General features: G+C 40.4%; 14 protein-coding genes, 2 rRNA genes and 1 other annotated feature (1 of these 17 running past the window's edge). Of the genes, 13 read left to right on the top strand and 3 right to left on the bottom strand.

Annotation, left to right across the window (positions count from 1 at the left end; translation table 11 throughout):
- The first annotated feature begins 16 nt into the window (after window positions 1-16).
- The 11 genes from mnmG to guaB all read left to right on the top strand — a co-directional run bounded on the left by mnmG (window position 17) and on the right by guaB (window position 13,710).
- Window positions 17-1,915 (top strand): tRNA uridine-5-carboxymethylaminomethyl(34) synthesis enzyme MnmG, encoded by a 1,899-nt coding sequence (mnmG, locus tag IGI87_RS13410; RefSeq protein WP_104853888.1) that lies wholly within the window; start codon window positions 17-19, stop codon window positions 1,913-1,915.
- Between the two features lie 247 nt (window positions 1,916-2,162).
- Window positions 2,163-3,935, top strand: coding sequence for an oleate hydratase (locus IGI87_RS13405; protein WP_002361446.1), 1,773 nt, complete (start codon window positions 2,163-2,165; stop codon window positions 3,933-3,935).
- 412 nt (window positions 3,936-4,347) lie between these two features.
- Window positions 4,348-5,334 (top strand): DUF3114 domain-containing protein, encoded by a 987-nt coding sequence (locus IGI87_RS13400; protein ID WP_438737355.1) that lies wholly within the window; start codon window positions 4,348-4,350, stop codon window positions 5,332-5,334.
- 247 nt (window positions 5,335-5,581) lie between these two features.
- Window positions 5,582-6,298: a 16S rRNA (guanine(527)-N(7))-methyltransferase RsmG gene (rsmG, locus tag IGI87_RS13395; RefSeq protein ID WP_438737353.1), complete on the top strand. Its 717-nt coding sequence runs from the start codon at window positions 5,582-5,584 to the stop codon at window positions 6,296-6,298.
- Window positions 6,299-6,313: 15 nt separating this feature from the next.
- Entirely contained in the window at window positions 6,314-7,075 is a 762-nt protein-coding gene (locus IGI87_RS13390; RefSeq protein ID WP_002355976.1) for a ParA family protein, read from the top strand.
- Entirely contained in the window at window positions 7,068-7,958 is an 891-nt protein-coding gene (locus IGI87_RS13385) for a ParB/RepB/Spo0J family partition protein (RefSeq protein WP_002355975.1), read from the top strand. Before IGI87_RS13390 ends, IGI87_RS13385 begins: the two co-directional genes overlap by 8 nt.
- Before the next feature lie 117 nt (window positions 7,959-8,075).
- Entirely contained in the window at window positions 8,076-8,261 is a 186-nt protein-coding gene (locus tag IGI87_RS13380; protein ID WP_002355974.1) for a DUF951 domain-containing protein, read from the top strand.
- 56 nt (window positions 8,262-8,317) lie between these two features.
- Window positions 8,318-9,433 carry a redox-regulated ATPase YchF gene (gene ychF / locus IGI87_RS13375; RefSeq protein WP_438737351.1) on the top strand — a complete coding sequence of 372 codons (1,116 nt, stop codon included), beginning with the start codon at window positions 8,318-8,320 and terminating at the stop codon, window positions 9,431-9,433.
- A gap of 112 nt (window positions 9,434-9,545) precedes the next feature.
- Window positions 9,546-10,235 (top strand): DUF1129 domain-containing protein, encoded by a 690-nt coding sequence (locus IGI87_RS13370; RefSeq protein ID WP_002363563.1) that lies wholly within the window; start codon window positions 9,546-9,548, stop codon window positions 10,233-10,235.
- 167 nt (window positions 10,236-10,402) lie between these two features.
- Window positions 10,403-12,079 (top strand): 6-pyruvoyl-tetrahydropterin synthase-related protein, encoded by a 1,677-nt coding sequence (locus IGI87_RS13365; RefSeq protein ID WP_317095910.1) that lies wholly within the window; start codon window positions 10,403-10,405, stop codon window positions 12,077-12,079.
- 149 nt (window positions 12,080-12,228) lie between these two features.
- Window positions 12,229-13,710 (top strand): IMP dehydrogenase, encoded by a 1,482-nt coding sequence (gene guaB / locus IGI87_RS13360; protein WP_002355966.1) that lies wholly within the window; start codon window positions 12,229-12,231, stop codon window positions 13,708-13,710.
- 117 nt (window positions 13,711-13,827) lie between these two features.
- Here guaB and serS read toward each other — a convergent pair whose 3' ends face one another.
- The 3 genes from serS to IGI87_RS13345 form a co-directional block, all read right to left on the bottom strand.
- Window positions 13,828-15,099, bottom strand: a complete 1,272-nt coding sequence (gene serS, locus IGI87_RS13355; protein WP_104855283.1) for a serine--tRNA ligase — start codon at window positions 15,097-15,099, stop codon at window positions 13,828-13,830.
- A gap of 86 nt (window positions 15,100-15,185) precedes the next feature.
- Window positions 15,186-15,394 (bottom strand) — a binding site (T-box leader).
- Window positions 15,395-15,432: 38 nt separating this feature from the next.
- Window positions 15,433-16,614 carry a sensor histidine kinase gene (locus tag IGI87_RS13350; protein WP_002363566.1) on the bottom strand — a complete coding sequence of 394 codons (1,182 nt, stop codon included), beginning with the start codon at window positions 16,612-16,614 and terminating at the stop codon, window positions 15,433-15,435.
- Window positions 16,604-17,293, bottom strand: coding sequence for a response regulator transcription factor (locus IGI87_RS13345; protein ID WP_002355963.1), 690 nt, complete (start codon window positions 17,291-17,293; stop codon window positions 16,604-16,606). The genes IGI87_RS13350 and IGI87_RS13345 overlap by 11 nt, the downstream gene beginning before the upstream one ends.
- A gap of 665 nt (window positions 17,294-17,958) precedes the next feature.
- Here IGI87_RS13345 and IGI87_RS13340 point away from each other — a divergent pair.
- Together IGI87_RS13340 and IGI87_RS13335 are read left to right on the top strand one after the other, a co-directional pair.
- Window positions 17,959-19,519, top strand: a 16S ribosomal RNA gene (locus IGI87_RS13340).
- A 226-nt stretch (window positions 19,520-19,745) separates the two neighbouring features.
- Window positions 19,746-20,871, top strand: a 23S ribosomal RNA gene (locus IGI87_RS13335); it runs 1,787 nt beyond the window's last position.
- The 16S and 23S rRNA genes sit together here, the layout of an rRNA operon.

Raw genomic sequence — 20,871 nt, 5'->3', positions numbered from 1 at the left:
AAGAGAGGAATTTTTTATGAATCAATATCAAGCAGAATCATATGATGTTATTGTCGTCGGTGCTGGACATGCTGGCTCTGAAGCAGCCTTAGCAGCCGCACGAATGGGCGTTAAAACGTTACTTTTAACGATTAATTTAGATATGGTTGCTTTTATGCCATGTAACCCTTCTGTTGGCGGACCTGCCAAAGGAGTCGTTGTCCGAGAAATCGATGCATTAGGCGGCGAAATGGGTAAAAACATTGATAAAACCTACATCCAAATGCGGATGCTAAATACTGGTAAAGGTCCAGCGGTACGTGCGTTGCGCGCGCAAGCCGACAAACATGCCTATGCGACAGAAATGAAACATACCATTGAAAAAGAAGAAAATTTAACACTTCGTCAAGGGATTGTTGAAGAATTAATCGTGGAAGATGGCGTTTGCCGTGGTGTTGTAACTTCAACAGGTGCCGCGTACCATAGTCAAGCAGTGGTGATTACTGCCGGGACTGCCTTGCGTGGCGAAATTATTATTGGTGAATTAAAATATTCTTCAGGACCAAACAATTCGCAACCTTCCGTTGGTTTAGCCAATCATTTAAAAGAATTAGGTTTAGAAATCGATCGCTTTAAAACAGGAACGCCGCCACGAGTAAAATCAAGTACGATTGATTATTCTGTGACAGAGGAACAACCAGGCGATAAAGAACCCAACCACTTTAGTTATAGCACGCCAGATAGTGCCTATAATCAAAACCAAGAACCTTGTTGGTTAACTTATACGAATGAAACAACGCATGAAATTATTCAAAAAAATCTACATCGCGCCCCAATGTTTACTGGGATTGTTGAAGGTGTTGGCGCTCGGTATTGCCCATCCATCGAGGACAAAATTGTTCGCTTTTCAGACAAACCAAGACACCAATTGTTCTTGGAACCAGAAGGGTTGAATACCGAAGAAGTTTACGTTCAAGGCTTATCTACTTCTTTACCAGAAGATGTGCAAACAGAAATGCTTCATTCTATTGAAGGATTAGAAAAAGTAGAAATGATGCGTACAGGTTACGCTATTGAATACGATGTAGTAGTCCCTCACCAATTACGCCCAACATTAGAAACAAAGGTCATCGAAAATCTTTATACAGCAGGCCAAACGAACGGAACTAGTGGCTACGAAGAAGCTGCTGGTCAAGGTTTGATGGCAGGGATTAATGCTGCATTGAAAATTCAAGGCAAAGAGCCTCTTGTTTTAAAACGTAGTGATGGCTATATTGGCGTCATGATTGACGATTTAGTTACAAAAGGTACCAACGAACCTTATCGCTTGTTAACGTCACGTGCGGAGTATCGTTTGATTTTACGACATGACAATGCAGACTTACGTTTAACAGAAATGGGTCATGAAATTGGTTTAGTTAAAGAAGAACAATATGCCGCCTATCTAGTCAAAAAAACGGCTGTTGAAGCGGAAATTGCCCGCTTAGGTAAACATCGGATTAAACCAACAAAAGAAGTGCAAGCATTTTTGGAAACCAAAGGCGCTGCTGGCTTAAAAGACGGTATTTTAGCAAGCGATTTTCTGAAACGCCCAGAAATCAGTTATCAAGAAGTCGCTCAATTTATTCCCGCACCTGAAGAGGCGCTCGATCCGAAAGTGATTGAACAAGTAGAAATTCAAATCAAGTACGAAGGCTACATTAAAAAAGCCATGGAAAAAGTTGAGAAACTAAAACGCATGGAAGCAAAACGCATTCCAGAAAACATTGATTACCAAGCGATTAACGGCTTGGCGACAGAAGCAAAACAAAAACTACAAAAAATCCAACCAGAAACGATTGCCCAAGCAAGCCGTATCAGCGGTGTGAACCCCGCTGACATTAGTATTTTGATGGTCTACATCGAACAAGGAAAAATCGCGAAAGTGCAAGGATAATAAGTGGAGGGCGGTTTTAATTCAGCTGCTTATCATAAGATTTAGAAAGTGGAGAATAGGTCGAAGCGACTTGTTCTCCGCTTTCTCTTTTTTTGTTTCACATGAAACATCTACGATTATTCACTTGCTTAAAAACCAGACAATTTTCTTTATTTGTCAAAGAATTTCTTAAAAAAAAGGGTTATCTTTTGGGTATTTTTTTTGGTAGCAGTATGATGAGGGTATCAAATGATAGGAGGAAACGAGAATGAGATACACAAATGGAAATTATGAAGCATTTGCTCGACCAAGAAAACCAAAAGGTGTAGATGACAAGAGTGCCTACATTGTTGGTGGTGGCCTAGCAGGTTTAGCAACGGCTGTTTTCTTAATTCGTGACGGTCAAATGAAGGGCGAAAATATTCACATTTTTGAAGAACTCACGCTGTCTGGCGGTTCTTTAGATGGTAAATTTATTCCCCATGATGGCTTTGTCACGCGCGGCGGACGCGAAATGGAAAACCATTTCGAGTGTTTGTGGGATCTATTTCGTTCGGTACCATCATTAGAAGTAGAAGATGCCTCTGTCCTAGATGAGTTTTACCGTTTAGATTTAGATGATCCGAATTCTTCAAATTGCCGCATTATTCATAACCGTGGCGAACGTGTCCCAGATGATGGACAATTTACTTTATCCAAAAAAGCACAAAAAGAAATCGTTGATTTATTTATGACTTCTGAAGATCAATTAATTGGCAAAAAAATTGAAGATGTTTTCGGCGAAGAATTTTTTGAATCCAACTTTTGGATCTATTGGTGTTCAATGTTTGCTTTTGAAAAATGGCACTCTGCCATTGAAATGCGCCGCTACATCATGCGCTTTATCCACCACATCAAAGGTTTGCCTGACTTTACAGCCTTGAAGTTTACCAAATACAATCAATACGAATCGTTAGTGAAACCATTACTAAGCTTTTTAACCAATCAAGGGGTAGACTTTCAATATGAAACAACAATCAATGATATCCAAGTCGACATCAAAGGAGCTACTAAAGTCGCTCGGCGATTATTGCTGACACAAGCTGGCAAAACCAAAGAAATTCCTTTAACTGAAAATGATTTAGTCTTCGTAACGAATGGCTCAATTACTGAAAGTTCGACGCAAGGAGATCATCATACACCAGCACCAATTACTCATGAACTAGGGGGCAGTTGGAATCTCTGGAAAAACTTAGCAAAACAATCCCCAGAATTTGGGCACCCAGAAGTTTTCTGTGAAAATTTACCAGATGAAAGTTGGTTTGTCTCAGCAACGATTACGTGGGAAAATTTCGATATTGAACCGTATCTTTCTCGGTTAACACATCGTAAATTACGCACAGGAAAAATTGTCACAGGTGGTATTATTACTATCAAAGACTCTAATTGGATGATGAGTTTTGCTATGCATAGACAACCACATTTTAAAGAACAAAATGATCAACAATCTATAACTTGGGTATATGGATTACTTTCTAATAAACCAGGAAATTATATCAAAAAACCAATCGAACAATGTACAGGTCAAGAAATTACACAAGAGTTACTCTATCATTTAGGGGTTCCAGAAGGAGAAATTGAACGTATTTCAGAAGAATCTGCTACCACTATTCCGGTCTATATGCCGTTTATCACTTCTTACTTTATGTTAAGAGAACCAGGCGATCGACCATTAGTTGTACCAAACGGCTCTAAAAATCTTGCTTTCATTGGGAACTTCGCAGATACTGAACGAGATACGGTGTTTACAACAGAGTATTCTGTACGGACAGCGATGGAAGCTGTTTATCAATTGCTAGAGGTTGAACGCGGAGTACCAGAAGTGTTTGCTTCTGCATACGACTTGCGCGTCTTAGCAAACTCTGTTTATTATTTATCTGACAAGAAAAAATTAACAGAAATGGATATGCCATTCGTGGAACGCAAAATGGTTGAACACTTTGTGAAGAAATTTGAGGATACGTATATTGGTGATATTTTAAGAGAAAATCATTTAATTTAGTTGAAAAAGCGAGTGTAAATCACTCGCTTTTTTGGTTGTTTTATTAACCGTTGAATAAATATTCATTATTATGTATATTTATTTTGTGATTTTACGGATATTAAATATATAATATATCGAATGGGAGTGGCAAGTGAACAACTTCGCAAAAAAATCTTAATTTCTGAAGAGACTTTTTCAAAATTTTGTTGAAAAGAAGGCGCATTTTTACCATAGTTTCTTCACATTTAACGACTATTATTTAAACATACCCGATAAACAAAACCCTAACAAAACACTTTTTCATTTTTTAACTCCTCCGCCCGCCCTTCCCCAAAGGGCGGGTTGTTTTTTTTGCGTTAAAGCAGTTGGCATTTTGCGGGGAAAGGATTATCATTATAGAAGAAAGTATATAGAAAAAGGCGGCGAGAAGATGGAACGTTGGCAAGAATTACAACAAGCAATGAGTGCTGGTGTAGAGGCGGCGATTGACGCTGGCTGGGATCGCCAAGCCGTTTATGGGTTAGTGGAAAGCGCCATAAAAGACACGCGTTTCTTGCCACTTGAGCAAGCGAAAACAGCAGTTGCGGAATTGTTTTCGGAAGTGGAAGAAGTGGGCTCTTCGGCGTATGAGCGATTATTTCGCTTTTCAGCTTATCGTCCGCAAGAAAAGCTCTCATTACTGTTGTGGCAATTAGGTGCAGTATTGGACCAGCATGGCATGCTGCAATTAGCAGGACCTTATCGTTTCTCGAAGACGATTGCGCCACATGCGACGTTTTGGCATTTGTTGGCAAAGACAGTTCAAAAAGCCTATCCGTTAGGTCTTCTTGGGAGCTTTAACCAAGAGAAGGCGAAAAAGATACATCAATTGAGAATGTATATTGATCGTCAAAATATCACGTATATCCGCGATTTTTTTAAACAAGAAGGAGATACCGATGAACAGGCGTTAAAACGCTATGTTTTTGCGGCCAAGCCGCAAGGGATGGGCGGGCGGAAGCTGAAAAAAAGCTCTGCTCGTTTGCATAACAAATACCCTAAGGGGGCATCTTATTCTTTGGTTAATAAGAAACGATTGACGCCTAATTTTCACAGTGAGTTTATTTTGAATGAAGAAGGGACCTTTGTGACCCAATGGGATGTGTTAGTTGAAGACTGGCGAGGCAGATTAATTAGTAATCCAGCCTATTATCAAGCGGCCAAAAACAATGAATACCAGGAAAAAGTCTTGAATGGTGAATCGTTTAATTATGCAAATCGGAATAATCGTACCCATGAATTACTAGATAGTTCACCACCAGGGCGATTTGATCATCAATTACGAAAAACAGCCAAAAAAGGTTGGTTAAGTCCCCGTATCCAAGAATACGACTACCGCAGAGAACGACAAATAAAGTGCGATGATTATAGTAAGTAAAACAAGCCAATGTTTCATGTGAAACATTGGCTTGTTTTACTCTTAGAGAAAGGCGGTTTTCGTTGCCGCCGATTGAACATTTTGGCCCGTGGCTAGAGACTTTTTACTACATAAAAAGGCGGGTTTTTCTTTTATCATTCAGGCAAAAATCTTCCGAAAAGCATTGCAAGAAATTGCTATTTGCGTTAAAGTAGGAAAAGATGATTGTGAAACATTTTTCTGTTTCACAAAAAAGGAAGGAGTCTTTATGCTACCCGAAGAATTTAGACAACTATTAGCCGCAAAAGGCATTGAATTGACAGATCAACAGATGACACAATTTGACCAATATTTCCATTTACTAGTAGAATGGAATGAAAAAATGAATTTAACAGCCATTACAGAAGAAAAAGAAGTTTATTTGAAACATTTCTATGATTCTGTTTCGTTGGCATTCTTTGAAGACTTTGCCAGTGATAAAGCCATTTGTGATGTTGGCGCAGGCGCAGGATTTCCAAGTATTCCTTTGAAAATTGTTTTTCCTTCATTAAATGTCACAATTGTTGACTCTTTAAATAAACGAATTACTTTTCTAACAGAGTTGGTGAATCAATTAGGTTTGGTCAATGTTTCTTTGTACCATGATCGTGCAGAAACATTTGGTCAAAAAGCAGAATTTCGTGGTGCGTTTGATTACGTTACAGCGCGAGCGGTCGCACGGTTAAATGTTTTAAGTGAACTGTGTTTACCGTTGGTTAGAAAAGAAGGCTATTTTTTAGCATTAAAAGCATCGAAAAGTGAAGAAGAAATTAATGAAGCAAAACCTGCGATCGCTACATTAGGCGGTCAATTTCAAAAAGAAGTTGGTTTTACTTTGCCGATTACGGCAGACGAACGCCACATTGTCGTGATTCAAAAGAAAAAAGAAACCCCTAAAAAATATCCCAGAAAACCTGGATTACCAAATAAACAACCGATTAAATAAGATGGAGGCACACACATGACACGAATTATTTCTGTAGCGAACCAAAAAGGCGGCGTTGGTAAAACAACGACCACTGTGAATTTAGGCGCATGTTTAGCAAATTTAGGCAAAAAAGTCTTACTGATCGACATTGATGCACAAGGAAATGCTACCAGTGGCATGGGTGTCCCTAAACCAGATGTCGCACACGATGTGTATGATGTCCTTGTAAATGAAGAACCAATCACTAGCGTGGTTCAACATACCAGCCGTGAAAATTTAGATATTGTCCCTGCAACCATTCAATTAGCAGGCGCCGAAATTGAATTAACTTCAATGATGGCTCGAGAATCGCGCTTGAAATTAGCAATTGATGAAGTAAGAGATATGTATGATTTCGTGTTAATTGATTGTCCGCCTTCTCTAGGACATTTAACAATCAATGCTTTTACAGCAAGTGATTCGATTCTAATTCCTGTTCAATGTGAATATTACGCATTGGAAGGCTTGAGCCAATTGCTCAATACGATTCGTTTGGTTCAAAAACATTTTAACCCTGAATTGAAAATTGAAGGGGTCTTGTTAACCATGTACGATGCTCGGACCAACTTAGGTGCCGAAGTCGTGGAAGAAGTCCGTAAATATTTCCGTGAAAAAGTCTATGACACGATTATTCCAAGAAATGTCCGTTTATCCGAAGCACCAAGTCATGGTTTACCAATCATTGACTATGATATTCGCTCAAAAGGTGCCGAAGTGTATCAAGCACTAGCAAAGGAAGTGTTGGAGAATGAATAAAGGCAAAGGTTTAGGCAGAGGCATCGATGCCTTGTTTCAAGATATCGCAAAGCTAGAAGATGTCGATGTTAAGAATGAACAAGTGACAGAAATTCTATTAAACGAACTTCGTCCCAATCCTTACCAACCGCGGAAAACATTTGATGAAACCTCTTTACAAGAACTAGCGAACTCGATTCTACATTCCGGTGTGTTTCAACCGATTATTGTCCGTAAATCGGCAGTTAAAGGCTATGAAATTATTGCAGGTGAGCGTCGGTTCCGGGCTTCTAAATTAGCCGGCAAAGAAAAAATTCCCGCAATTATTCGCGAATTTGATGAAGAATCCATGATGCAAGTTGCTGTTTTGGAAAACTTACAAAGGGAAGATTTAAATCCGCTAGAAGAAGCAGAAGCCTATGAAATGCTAATGAAAAATTTGAAATTAACGCAAGCGGAAGTCGCAGAACGTTTGGGAAAAAGTCGCCCGTATATTGCCAATTATTTACGGTTGCTAACCTTACCAGATGCAGTCAAAGCAATGGTTCAAAAACAAAGCATGTCAATGGGTCAAGCACGGACGTTATTAGGCTTGAAGAATAAAGAACAGTTATTGCCATTAGCTAATCGTTGTATTAAAGACAATTTAACGGTTCGACAATTAGAACAACTTGTCGCTGAATTAAACGAAACACAAGGCAAAAAGGGCAAAAAAGCGAAAAAAGCCATCAAAGAAAAACCCATTTATATTCGTGAAAGTGAAGACCGCTTAATGGATAAATTTGGGACAACCGTAGCAATTCAAGAAAAAGAAGGCAAAGGGAAAATTGAAATTGAATACTTGTCCTCTTCGGATTTGGCTAGAATTTTAGATATTTTAGATATTCATTTTGACGAGGAATAAAAAGCAGAGTGAAAAAGTAAGCCAGAAAGTCACAAATCCTTTTGCTAGTTTCGTTAAAAAATGGTATTGTAATCATGGTATTTTTATATAAGTCAGAGAAGAAAGAAGGCTTGGAACATGTATGATTTAGGCGATATTGTCGAAATGAAAAAGCCGCATGCTTGCCAAGCAAATCGTTGGCAAATCATTCGCATGGGCGCTGATATCAAAATCAAGTGCACGAATTGCGGGCATATTGTCATGATGCCGCGTCGTGATTTTACTAAAAAATTAAAAAAAGTAATCGAGAAAAAAGCAGACTAATGCTTTGATGCCTCTAATAGAAAAGAGAATAGACTGAGAGAAAGAGTGGAAAACAAATGGCACTAACAGCTGGAATTGTCGGCTTACCAAACGTTGGTAAATCGACCCTATTTAACGCAATTACAAAAGCAGGAGCAGAAGCTGCAAATTATCCCTTTGCAACGATTGATCCGAACGTCGGCATGGTTGAGGTACCAGATGCCCGTTTACAACGCTTGACAGAACTAGTAAAACCGAAAAAAACAGTTCCCACAACGTTTGAATTTACAGACATCGCCGGAATTGTTAAAGGTGCCAGCAAAGGAGAAGGGCTGGGAAATCAGTTTTTAAGTCACATTCGCCAAGTAGATGCGATCTGTCACGTGGTTCGTTGTTTTGATGACGAAAACATCATGCGTGAACAAAATCGGGATGCGGATTTCGTTGATCCTTTAGCAGACATTGATACAATTAACTTAGAGCTAATTTTAGCAGATTTAGATTCAATCAATAAACGCTATACTCGCGTGGCTAAAATGGCAAAAGCAAAAGATAAAGAAGCGGTGGAAGAATTAGCTGTTTTAGACAAAATCAAACCAGTTTTAGAAGAAGGTTTATCTGCTCGCACGATTGAATTTACGCCAGAAGAAGAGAAAATTGTTAAATCGCTTTTCTTATTAACCACAAAGCCGGTCCTTTATGTAGCGAATGTTTCAGAAGATGAAGTGGCAAATCCAGATAACAATGAGTATGTACAACAAGTTCGTAATTTTGCAACCAGTGAAAATGCGGAAGTAATCGTGGTTAGTGCGCGAGCAGAAGAAGAAATTGCCGAATTGGATTCTGAAGAAGACAAGGCTGAATTTTTAGAAGCAATGGGCATTGAACAATCTGGCTTAGATCAATTGATTCGTGCGGCTTACGATTTGTTAGGCTTAGCTACCTACTTTACAGCTGGTGAACAAGAAGTTCGTGCGTGGACGTTCCGTAAAGGAATCAAGGCACCTCAAGCAGCTGGAATTATCCACAGTGACTTTGAACGAGGCTTCATTCGTGCGGAAACAGTTTCTTATGAAGACCTAGATAAATATGGCAATATGCAAGCTGCCAAAGAAGCGGGCCGTGTTCGTTTAGAAGGAAAAGACTACGTCGTTCAAGATGGCGATGTTATGTTATTCCGTTTTAACGTTTAAGAAAAAAACCGTGCCCAACAAGCAATTTGTTTTGGGGTAAGCCCACATATTTAAGGCCATTCAGCCGTTTAGAAAGAGGTTCCCTCTACAAGAGGGTGAGGAGGATACAACTATGGAAGCAGAAGCATTACGAGCAATCGTGGCTGAGAATCGTCAATTAGAACAGAATTTGACTAAAAGAAATGAACAATACATTTTTGATTTAAAAAAATCATTAAAAGCGGCTAATTTATCTGAAGAAGAGCTAGCATTGGCTTTACACGGTATTTTACCAGAATTAGTAGCAGGTCAAAAAACAGGCAAAACAGCCCGTCAGTTATTTGGCACTGTTTCAGAACGGACGGAAGCGATTTTAAATAAACCAGCAGAAGTCAAAGAACCAGCGGGCTGGATGATTTGGCTCGACAATACCTTGTTATTACTTGGTTTATTAACAATCATGTTAGCGGCGATGTCTTTATTTTCAAAAGGAACCGCACAGCCGCTAGGATTAACCACATATATCTTAGGTGCGATGGCTGGGGGTTATGTTTTCTATCTAATGCACAAATATGTTTACCGTTTTGATCGTCAAGGTGGCGACAAAAGCAAACGTCCTGGTTGGTTAAAAACGACCGCCATTCTATTTGGTGGGATGTTCTTGTGGATTGCAGTTTTCGCCGGTTCAGCGATGCTGCCACCAGTGATCAATCCAATTTTAGATCCGATGATTGCTTTAGTAATCGGTGCGTTAGCCTTTGTGGCACGCTATTTCTTCAAGAAAAAATACAATATTCAAGGTAGTTTTATGACACGTCAATAAACGGCACGCTCTCAATTGTGAATGCGCATAGGTTGACGCAGAAACTGCAACAAGCAAAGTCGCTCTCTCAACAGAGAGTTTTAACAGTTAAAGCCTGGGGGATTAGTCGAAAGAACTAGTGTCCCAGGCTTCTGTTTTCAGAAGTTTGCTAAAGAAAGGAGCCTCTTATGGGACAACAAGTGAAGTCTTGGTGCCGTCAACACGAGCGGCTACTCATTTTTATTAGTTTTCTCTTATTAAGTGGACTTTCTCTCTATTTTGTCTACTTTCAAGAGAATTTTTTACGAGCAAGTGATTTCCGCTTTCATCAAAATCGGGTGGAAGGCCTCGCATTAGCAATTAAAAACAACGACTGGTTTCCTAAAATCAATTATTTTTTCTTGGGAGGCTATGGGTATGCCTCTAGTTTGTTTTATCCAGATGCGTATCTTTATTTACCTGCGCTTTTGCGTGTTCTGGGGTTTACCTTTGTCGCTAGTATGACGATTTTTGTATTTGTGGTAAACTTAGCAACATTTAGTCTTACTTATTACGCAGGCCGATTAATGGCGCTCTCTAAAAAAAGAAGCTATGTCTTTGCCATTTTGTATGGCTTATCTATTTACCGCATGCAAGACTTGTTTAATCGCCAAGCGTTAGGAGAATTTTTGGCGTTAAGTTTTTTTCCGTTGGTCTTAGCGAGTCTGTTTTTATTACGAAGGGGAACCACGAAACGTTGGCCATTGTTAACGATGGCGATGACCGGGATTGGGCTGGCTCACTTTATTTCTATTGAAATGGTTTCTATTTGGATTGGTTTATACATTCTGTTTTATTGGCAGCAGTTTTTTAAAAAGGAGGTCCTGTTGGCATTAGCGAAGGCTGCAGGTCTGACATTGCTTTGGCTGGCCTTTTACCTTTTACCAGTGGTTGAACAAATGAAAAATCAAGTGTTTAAAGTTACGTCCAATCCACTCACTTATATTTCCGAAAGAAGTTATTCTATTGTTTCTCTTTTCATTAATAGTTTAAAGAGCAGTGTTTTTCACGCAAAAACAGCGAATCTAGGAACTCTTTTGTTTGTGGGGCTTGTTGTAGCAGTGGTTTCGCTTGCCAGCAAAAAAATTCAGGACAAACGGTTTATTGGTTTGACTCTGGTGCTCTTATTGATGGTTACCACGCTTTTTCCTTGGCACTGGCTGAACCACACGCCTTTAAATACGATTCAGTTTCCTTGGCGGTTTTTAGGGATTCTTTCTGTGATGCTCGCTTTTTTCATTGCACAAGATGAATGGGGCGTTTTCCGTAACTCTTGGACCGTGGCTTTGTTGGTTTTCCTTGCCATTAGCAATTTGGGCATTTATCAATATCAAAGTATTCAGTCACAACAAGGCCGCCTGTTAACAAAAGCTGAGTATGAGCAACCAACGCCTTTTTATATCGGTGCGGGCCATGAATATTTGCCAGATGAAATCAATTATCAGGAATTATTGAAACGGAAAAAACGACCACTTAATTATTCGGCAGAACAAGTAACCATTACAAACGTTAGAATGCCTTATGGGAAAATTTCATTTGACTATCAAGTGGTGAATCAATCAGCAAAGGTGGCTGTGCCTTTTATTTATTACTTAGGCTATCAAGCCACGATTCAAATGAAAAACCAAACGGGCGCCCAAAAAATGAACCTAACCAATCAAGGAGGCTTAGCCACTCTTTCTTTATCTGGTACAGGACATGTCGACATCCGTTACCAAAGAACAAAAGTGCAAAAAATAGGGACAATGATTACCCTGCTTTCTGTCGGCGGTTTTGGATTTAGCCGATTTTTACAACAAAAAAAGAAACACAAGGTAAAAGTATAACCTTAATTAGGAAGAGTTGAATAAAGGACAAAACGATTTTGGTGTTTTGTCCTTTATTCCTCATTGATTATTTAAACAAATCTAGTTGACTTCCTTAGTATTATCTGTTATTTTCATATATAAAATTAAGTTGAGGAGTGGACAAAAAAATGTCAAATTGGGAAACAAAATTTGCGAAAAAAGGTCTTACATTTGATGATGTGCTATTAATCCCTGCAGAAAGCCATGTCTTACCAAATGATGTAGACATGAGTGTACAACTAGCTAAAAATATCAAGTTAAATATTCCGTTGATGAGTGCCAGTATGGATACTGTTACAGATAGTAATATGGCAATTGCGATGGCTCGTCAAGGTGGACTAGGTGTCGTACATAAAAATATGACTGTCGCCCAACAAGCAGACGAAGTACGTAAAGTCAAACGTTCTGAAAGTGGCGTTATCATTGATCCATTCTTTCTAACACCAACAAACTTAGTAGCGGATGCAGAAGAATTAATGAGTCGTTACCGTATTAGCGGTGTGCCGATTGTAGAAACAATGGAAAACCGTAAATTAGTCGGAATTATTACAAACCGTGATATGCGTTTTGTAACGGACTACCAAATCAAAATCGAAGAAGTCATGACAAAAGATCATTTAGTCACTGCACCAGTTGGCACATCTTTAAAAGATGCAGAAAAAATCTTACAAAAACATAAAATCGAAAAATTACCAATCGTTGATGAAGCAGGTCGCTTAAGTGGCTTAATTACAATTAAAGACATTGAAAAAGTGATTGAATTCCCCAATGCTGCCAAAGACGAACACGGTCGTTTACTTGTGGCGGCAGCAGTCGGTGTCACTAGTGATACGTTCGAACGTGCGGAAGCATTATTAGAAGCAGGTGCCGATGCGATTGTTATCGATACTGCACATGGCCATAGTGCCGGCGTTATTCGCAAAATTAAAGAAATTCGTGAAACGTTCCCTGAAGCAACATTAATTGCTGGTAATGTTGCCACTGCTGAAGCAACCAAAGCCTTGTATGATGTCGGCGTTGACGTTGTTAAAGTTGGTATTGGACCTGGTTCCATTTGTACAACGCGTGTCGTTGCAGGTGTTGGTGTTCCTCAATTAACAGCGATTTATGATGCTGCTTCTGTAGCTAGAGAATATGGTAAAGCAATTATCGCTGATGGCGGTATTAAATATTCTGGTGATATCGTGAAAGCCTTAGCTGCTGGTGGACATGCTGTAATGCTAGGAAGTATGTTAGCAGGTACAGATGAATCTCCAGGCGAATTTGAAATTTATCAAGGCCGTCGTTTCAAAACTTACCGTGGCATGGGCTCATTGGGCGCAATGGAAAAAGGATCAAGTGATCGTTACTTCCAAGGAAGTGTCAATGAAGCAAACAAATTAGTGCCAGAAGGAATCGAAGGACGTGTTGCCTACAAAGGAAGCGTTTCTGATATTGTCTTCCAATTAATCGGTGGCTTGAAATCAGGGATGGGTTACGTCGGTGCAGCAGACCTGAAAGCGTTGCGTGAAGAAGCACAATTTGTTCAAATGAGCGGTAACGGATTGAAAGAATCACATCCACATGACGTTCAAATCACAAAAGAAGCACCAAACTATTCTGTTCAATAAAATAAAAGCTGATTTTTTTTGAAATTTAAAAGAGGCAGACGTCATTTCGACGTCTGCCTCTTTTTCTGTAGAATAAAAGCCGTTATCTGATATCAGACAACGACCTTCATCTTCCCTTTATTTAATAACTGTTAGGTTACCCATGTAAGGAACGAGGACTTCTGGTACAGTCACAGAGCCATCTTCGTTTTGGTAGTTTTCTAAAATAGCAGCGACTGTCCGTCCTACGGCTAAACCAGAACCATTGAGTGTATGCGCATATTGGACTTTATCATTTTCATCACGGTAACGAATCATCGCACGGCGCGCTTGGAAATCTTCACAGTTTGAGCATGAACTGATTTCACGGTATGTCTCTTGAGCGGGAATCCAAACTTCCAAGTCATAAGTTTTCGCAGCTGAGAAGCCCATGTCACCTGTTGAAAGAGCCATGACACGGTAAGGTAAACCCAGTTTTTGCAGAATTTCTTCGGCATTATTCGTCATTTTTTCTAATTCCTCATAAGAATGCTCTGCATCACTAAATTTAACCATTTCGACTTTATTAAATTGGTGTAAACGAATTAACCCACGTGTGTCACGACCAGCGCTACCAGCTTCAGAACGGAAAGAAGGGCTCAAGGCCGTAAAGTAAATCGGTAAATCCTTGCCATCTAAAATTTCATTGTTGTAGTAATTAGTTAAAGGGACTTCCGCCGTTGGAATTAACGTTAAATCCGTATCTTGTAATTGGAAGACATCTTCTTTAAATTTAGGAAATTGGCCAGTTCCGAACATGGCGGTGTCATTAACGATATAAGGCGTAATCATTTCTGTATAGCCATGTTCATAAACATGTAAATCTAACATGAAGTTGTATAATGCACGTTCCAAGCGAGCACCTAAGCCTTTGTAATAAACAAAACGGCTACCGGCTACTTTGGCACCACGTTCAAAATCTAGAATGTCTAAGTTTTCAGCGACTTCCCAGTGTGGTTTTGGTTCAAAAGCAAAAGTTCTTGGTTCACTCCAACGACGTACTTCTACATTTTCTTCTTCGCCAGCGCCAACCGGTACAGAATCATCTGGCAAGTTCGGTAAAGTAGTTGTGATCCCACGTAGTTCTTCGTCAATAGCGTTAATTTCTGCATCTAACGCTTTAATATTGCCGCCGACTTCTTTCATTTCCGCGATTTTTGCTGTTGCATCTTCCTTGTTCCGTTTTAATTGAGCAATTTCAGCAGACACATCATTCCGGTATTTTTTCATTTCTTCGACTTTGACTAGTAAATCACGCCGACTTTCATCTAAACGCAGAAATTCCACTAAAATTTCTTCTTTCACGCCACGGGTTTGGAGCTTTGCTTTTACTTCGTCAAAATTTTGACGCATCATTTTTACATCTAACATATTTTTTCCTCCTTAAATTAGTACATAATCAATAATAACTGTTGTAGAAAACAACAAAAAAGCCATCTCACCCCAAAAATAAATATTCTTGGGACGAAATGACTGGAAATCTCGCGGTACCACCCAAGTTCAGTAATGTTACTGCCCTTGATTTGCAGATAACGGCTGCAGGCCGTTCCAACTTATTTCGCTGGACACCTAGAAGAGACGGACTTCTTTATAGATGAATGTTTGCTCGCACCCCCGCAAACTCTCTGGAATTCAGTGCCATAAATACTTTTTCTCTTAGTTTTCTCTTTTCTATAGAATACCGAAAAAGCTCAGGGATGTCAATTAACTCTCTGATTTCTTGTTGGTACGCTGTAAGGGTAGATGAATAATAAAGGAAGTCCACTTTTGATCAGACTTCGCATAGATATATCCACCATGCAAAGCGACAATACTTTGTGCAATAGCCAGACCTAAACCAGTACCACCCGTTTCTTGTGATCGCGATTCTTCGACACGATAGAAGCGGTCAAATAACTGATCTAAAGAATGTTTAGGGATAGCTGGTCCATCATTACGAACAGCGATAATTGCTTCGGTGCCGACTTTGTCTACTTCCATCACAATATGATGGCCGCCTTTACCATATTTCAAGGCGTTTGAAAGAAGGTTGTTAAAGACTCGGACTAGTTTTTCCGTATCGCCTTCCATCATTAAAGAAGCTGGATTGGCTTTTACTTGGATTTGCATATTAATCTTTTTCGCTTCCAATTCAAAATCGGCAGCAAGCTGTTCAATTAATTGTGCCATATCAAAAGTCGTTGTATGAATCGGTACACTTGGTTGACGGACTTTTGTATATTCAAAAAGATCATCAACTAATAATTTCATTTGTTTCGCTTTGACGTAAGCGGTATGCGTGTATTTCAGTAAATCTTCTTGGCTATGGAATTGACGATCTTCAATCAATCCCAGATAACCAATAATAGAAGTTAACGGTGTCCGAATATCATGACTGACATTCGTAATTAATTCATCTTTTGATTTTTCAATTCGCCGTTCATCTTCAATGGCTGCAACAGTACTATCAACCAGACCGTTAATACTCGTCACGACTTTTGCTAAATCACCACTTAATTCAAACGGAATGCGATGATTGTAATTACCATCAGCGATGTAATGTAACTCACTGATAATATGACGTAATTGCATTTGATGGTAGCGACGGATTAAGCGCCAATAGAGAACAGCTGCATCTACTAAAAAGAAAATGGGTAAGACAAATTTATTCCAGCTCCAAAACAAATCAGTATTTAATTCTTTAGCGACCGCATCCTTAGTGGCCCAGATGACACCAGCTAAGGGCGAGTTTTCACTAAGTAGTTGTCCTAAAAGGAACATAATTGAGACATTTAATAGTAGTAATAAAACAATTGTTACAATTGCTTCTGCTAATAACTCGCTGATTTCTTTAGAGGTTAAGGTAATTCTTTTTTGTTTTTCAATCTTTTTAGGTTTAACGAGCATCGATCTTATATCCAACTCCCCACACTGTTTGAATGACTTTTTCTCCGCCAGTTGCTTCTTCAATCTTATCTCTTAAATGACTTACATGGACCATCACGGTTTTAGCAGAAACAATACTTTCTTGTTGCCACACACGCTCAAAAATTTCATCCGCACTAAACACACGATTTGGATGACTAGCTAATAGATAGAGGATACCAAACTCAAGAGCGGTTAATTGAATTTCTTTTCCTTCTATTGTTTTGACTTCGTGAGAGTCCTTATTAATCATTAATGGGCCGACTTCTAATTCATCGGGTTCTTCTTTGGTTAATTGCATTTGGCTTCTACGTAAAATAGACTTTACCCGAGCCATTACTTCTAAAGGATTAAAGGGCTTGGTGACATAATCGTCTGCGCCAGCAACTAAGCCTTTGATTTTATCCATATCGGTTGTTTTTGCCGTTAACATAATAATTGGAATTTGCGACTCTTTCCGAAGTTCTTTCACCACTTCCATTCCATCCATGATTGGCATCATAATGTCCAAGATTAATAAATCGATATCTGGTGTTGTGTGCAATTTGGATAATGCTTCTTTTCCATCATAAGCTTTCACAACTTCGTATCCTTCATTATGAATATAAATACTCAATAGTTCTACAATTTCTTTATCATCATCTGCAACTAAAATTTTCATAAGCGTTCATTTCCTCCATATATAAAAAATCTCTTTTCCATATTTTAACAAATAATCGCTAAAAAGGACAAAATCCTTGATATATTACGATAAATTTAGAAGATTTTGCTAAAAGTTAATAAACTATAGTCAAAAAAGGATGAAAGGGGGTAAAAAGCGAACGAAAATACCTAGACCAATCATAATAATCGGTATTGGAAAAAAGTTTAAAAAAAGTGAAAATAATGATTGACCAATGCTTGAAATCTTGGTATATTATTACATGTCGCAAGGCGAGTCACACAGCTGAGCGATTTAGAAATCAATAATTAAATAACAATTCTTGATTTCAAATCTCTCGAAAAAGTTTGAAAAAACAACAAAAAAGTTGTTGACAAATAACAAACGAGATGATAAGATATAGAAGTTGTCACAACAGACAACAACGACCGAGCAAAACAACTTAAAAAAACTTTTTCAAAAAAGTTCTTGACATTCAAACGAAAGTTTGTTATGATATAAAAGTTGCTGCGAGGTAACGTAGACCTTTGAAAACTGAACAAAGAATAGACGAACCAAATGTGTAGGGCGTCTTGATTCAATTCAAGACAACAAACATTTTTAACAAGCAAGCAATATGCTAGCAAACAAATTGAGCTTAACAATCGCAAGATTGTTCTAACTTTTATTATGAGAGTTTGATCCTGGCTCAGGACGAACGCTGGCGGCGTGCCTAATACATGCAAGTCGAACGCCTCTTTCCTCCCGAGTGCTTGCACTCAATTGGAAAGAGGAGTGGCGGACGGGTGAGTAACACGTGGGTAACCTACCCATCAGAGGGGGATAACACTTGGAAACAGGTGCTAATACCGCATAACAGTTTATGCCGCATGGCATAAGAGTGAAAGGCGCTTTCGGGTGTCGCTGATGGATGGACCCGCGGTGCATTAGCTAGTTGGTGAGGTAACGGCTCACCAAGGCCACGATGCATAGCCGACCTGAGAGGGTGATCGGCCACACTGGGACTGAGACACGGCCCAGACTCCTACGGGAGGCAGCAGTAGGGAATCTTCGGCAATGGACGAAAGTCTGACCGAGCAACGCCGCGTGAGTGAAGAAGGTTTTCGGATCGTAAAACTCTGTTGTTAGAGAAGAACAAGGACGTTAGTAACTGAACGTCCCCTGACGGTATCTAACCAGAAAGCCACGGCTAACTACGTGCCAGCAGCCGCGGTAATACGTAGGTGGCAAGCGTTGTCCGGATTTATTGGGCGTAAAGCGAGCGCAGGCGGTTTCTTAAGTCTGATGTGAAAGCCCCCGGCTCAACCGGGGAGGGTCATTGGAAACTGGGAGACTTGAGTGCAGAAGAGGAGAGTGGAATTCCATGTGTAGCGGTGAAATGCGTAGATATATGGAGGAACACCAGTGGCGAAGGCGGCTCTCTGGTCTGTAACTGACGCTGAGGCTCGAAAGCGTGGGGAGCAAACAGGATTAGATACCCTGGTAGTCCACGCCGTAAACGATGAGTGCTAAGTGTTGGAGGGTTTCCGCCCTTCAGTGCTGCAGCAAACGCATTAAGCACTCCGCCTGGGGAGTACGACCGCAAGGTTGAAACTCAAAGGAATTGACGGGGGCCCGCACAAGCGGTGGAGCATGTGGTTTAATTCGAAGCAACGCGAAGAACCTTACCAGGTCTTGACATCCTTTGACCACTCTAGAGATAGAGCTTTCCCTTCGGGGACAAAGTGACAGGTGGTGCATGGTTGTCGTCAGCTCGTGTCGTGAGATGTTGGGTTAAGTCCCGCAACGAGCGCAACCCTTATTGTTAGTTGCCATCATTTAGTTGGGCACTCTAGCGAGACTGCCGGTGACAAACCGGAGGAAGGTGGGGATGACGTCAAATCATCATGCCCCTTATGACCTGGGCTACACACGTGCTACAATGGGAAGTACAACGAGTCGCTAGACCGCGAGGTCATGCAAATCTCTTAAAGCTTCTCTCAGTTCGGATTGCAGGCTGCAACTCGCCTGCATGAAGCCGGAATCGCTAGTAATCGCGGATCAGCACGCCGCGGTGAATACGTTCCCGGGCCTTGTACACACCGCCCGTCACACCACGAGAGTTTGTAACACCCGAAGTCGGTGAGGTAACCTTTTTGGAGCCAGCCGCCTAAGGTGGGATAGATGATTGGGGTGAAGTCGTAACAAGGTAGCCGTATCGGAAGGTGCGGCTGGATCACCTCCTTTCTAAGGAATATTACGGAAATACACATTTCGTCTTTACTTTGTTCAGTTTTGAGAGGTCTACTCTCAAAACATTCGTTCATTGAAAACTGGATATTGAAGTAAAAAGAATCAAAACAAACCGAGAACACCGCGTTGAATGAGTTTTTTAATAAGTTCAATTGCTTATTTATTGATTAACCTTCTATCGCTAGAAGAAGTGATCAAGACCCAACCGTAAGGTTGATAAGGTTAAGTGAATAAGGGCGCACGGTGGATGCCTTGGCACTAGGAGCCGATGAAGGACGGGACTAACACCGATATGCTTTGGGGAGCTGTAAGTAAGCTATGATCCAGAGATTTCCGAATGGGGGAACCCAATATCTTTTATAGGATATTACTTTTCAGTGAATACATAGCTGATTAGAGGTAGACGCAGAGAACTGAAACATCTTAGTACCTGCAGGAAGAGAAAGAAAATTCGATTCCCTGAGTAGCGGCGAGCGAAACGGGAAGAGCCCAAACCAACAAGCTTGCTTGTTGGGGTTGTAGGACTCCAATATGGTAGTCTGTTAGTATAGTTGAAGGATTTGGAAAAGTCCGCTAAAGAGGGTGAAAGCCCCGTAGACGAAATGCTGACAACACCTAGGAGGATCCTGAGTACGGCGGAACACGAGAAATTCCGTCGGAATCCGCGGGGACCATCCCGCAAGGCTAAATACTCCCTAGTGACCGATAGTGAACCAGTACCGTGAGGGAAAGGTGAAAAGCACCCCGGAAGGGGAGTGAAATAGATCCTGAAACCGTGTGCCTACAACAAGTCAAAGCTCGTTAATGAGTGATGGCGTGCCTTTTGTAGAATGAACCGGCGAGTTACGATTGCATGCGAGGTTAAGTCGAAGAGACGGAGCCGCAGCGAAAGCGAGTCTGAATAGGGCGAATGAGTATGTAGTCGTAGACCCGAAACCATGTGATCTACCCATGTCCAGGTTGAAGGTGCGGTAAAACGCACTGGAGGACCGAACCCACGTACGTTGAAAAGTGCGGGGATGAGGTGTGGGTAGCGGAGAAATTCCAAACGAACTTGGAGATAGCTGGTTCTCTCCGAAATAGCTTTAGGGCTAGCCTCGGAATTGAGAATGATGGAGGTAGAGCACTGTTTGGACTAGGGGCCCATCTCGGGTTACCGAATTCAGATAAACTCCGAATGCCATTCATTTATATCCGGGAGTCAGACTGCGAGTGATAAGATCCGTAGTCGAAAGGGAAACAGCCCAGACCACCAGCTAAGGTCCCAAAATATATGTTAAGTGGAAAAGGATGTGGGGTTGCACAGACAACTAGGATGTTGGCTTAGAAGCAGCCACCATTTAAAG

The sequence above is a fragment of the Enterococcus sp. DIV1444a genome (genome assembly GCF_051712125.1).
In the GTDB taxonomy this organism is placed as follows: Bacteria; Bacillota; Bacilli; order Lactobacillales; family Enterococcaceae; genus Enterococcus; species Enterococcus faecalis.
Note: the sequence above shows the minus strand (reverse complement) of the source record. Positions and strands in the feature narration are given on the sequence as shown.

Bases quoted from the DNA above. Each gene is read 5' to 3' on its own strand.
- mnmG (WP_104853888.1), top strand. From the start codon at position 17: ATGAATCAATATCAAGCAGAATCATATGATGTTATTGTCGTCGGTGCT.
- IGI87_RS13405 (WP_002361446.1), top strand. From the start codon at position 2,163: ATGAGATACACAAATGGAAATTATGAAGCATTTGCTCGACCAAGAAAA.
- IGI87_RS13400 (WP_438737355.1), top strand. From the start codon at position 4,348: ATGGAACGTTGGCAAGAATTACAACAAGCAATGAGTGCTGGTGTAGAG.
- rsmG (WP_438737353.1), top strand. From the start codon at position 5,582: ATGCTACCCGAAGAATTTAGACAACTATTAGCCGCAAAAGGCATTGAA.
- IGI87_RS13390 (WP_002355976.1), top strand. From the start codon at position 6,314: ATGACACGAATTATTTCTGTAGCGAACCAAAAAGGCGGCGTTGGTAAA.
- IGI87_RS13385 (WP_002355975.1), top strand. From the start codon at position 7,068: ATGAATAAAGGCAAAGGTTTAGGCAGAGGCATCGATGCCTTGTTTCAA.
- IGI87_RS13380 (WP_002355974.1), top strand. From the start codon at position 8,076: ATGTATGATTTAGGCGATATTGTCGAAATGAAAAAGCCGCATGCTTGC.
- ychF (WP_438737351.1), top strand. From the start codon at position 8,318: ATGGCACTAACAGCTGGAATTGTCGGCTTACCAAACGTTGGTAAATCG.
- IGI87_RS13370 (WP_002363563.1), top strand. From the start codon at position 9,546: ATGGAAGCAGAAGCATTACGAGCAATCGTGGCTGAGAATCGTCAATTA.
- IGI87_RS13365 (WP_317095910.1), top strand. From the start codon at position 10,403: ATGGGACAACAAGTGAAGTCTTGGTGCCGTCAACACGAGCGGCTACTC.
- guaB (WP_002355966.1), top strand. From the start codon at position 12,229: ATGTCAAATTGGGAAACAAAATTTGCGAAAAAAGGTCTTACATTTGAT.
- serS (WP_104855283.1), bottom strand. From the start codon at position 15,099: ATGTTAGATGTAAAAATGATGCGTCAAAATTTTGACGAAGTAAAAGCA.
- IGI87_RS13350 (WP_002363566.1), bottom strand. From the start codon at position 16,614: ATGCTCGTTAAACCTAAAAAGATTGAAAAACAAAAAAGAATTACCTTA.
- IGI87_RS13345 (WP_002355963.1), bottom strand. From the start codon at position 17,293: ATGAAAATTTTAGTTGCAGATGATGATAAAGAAATTGTAGAACTATTG.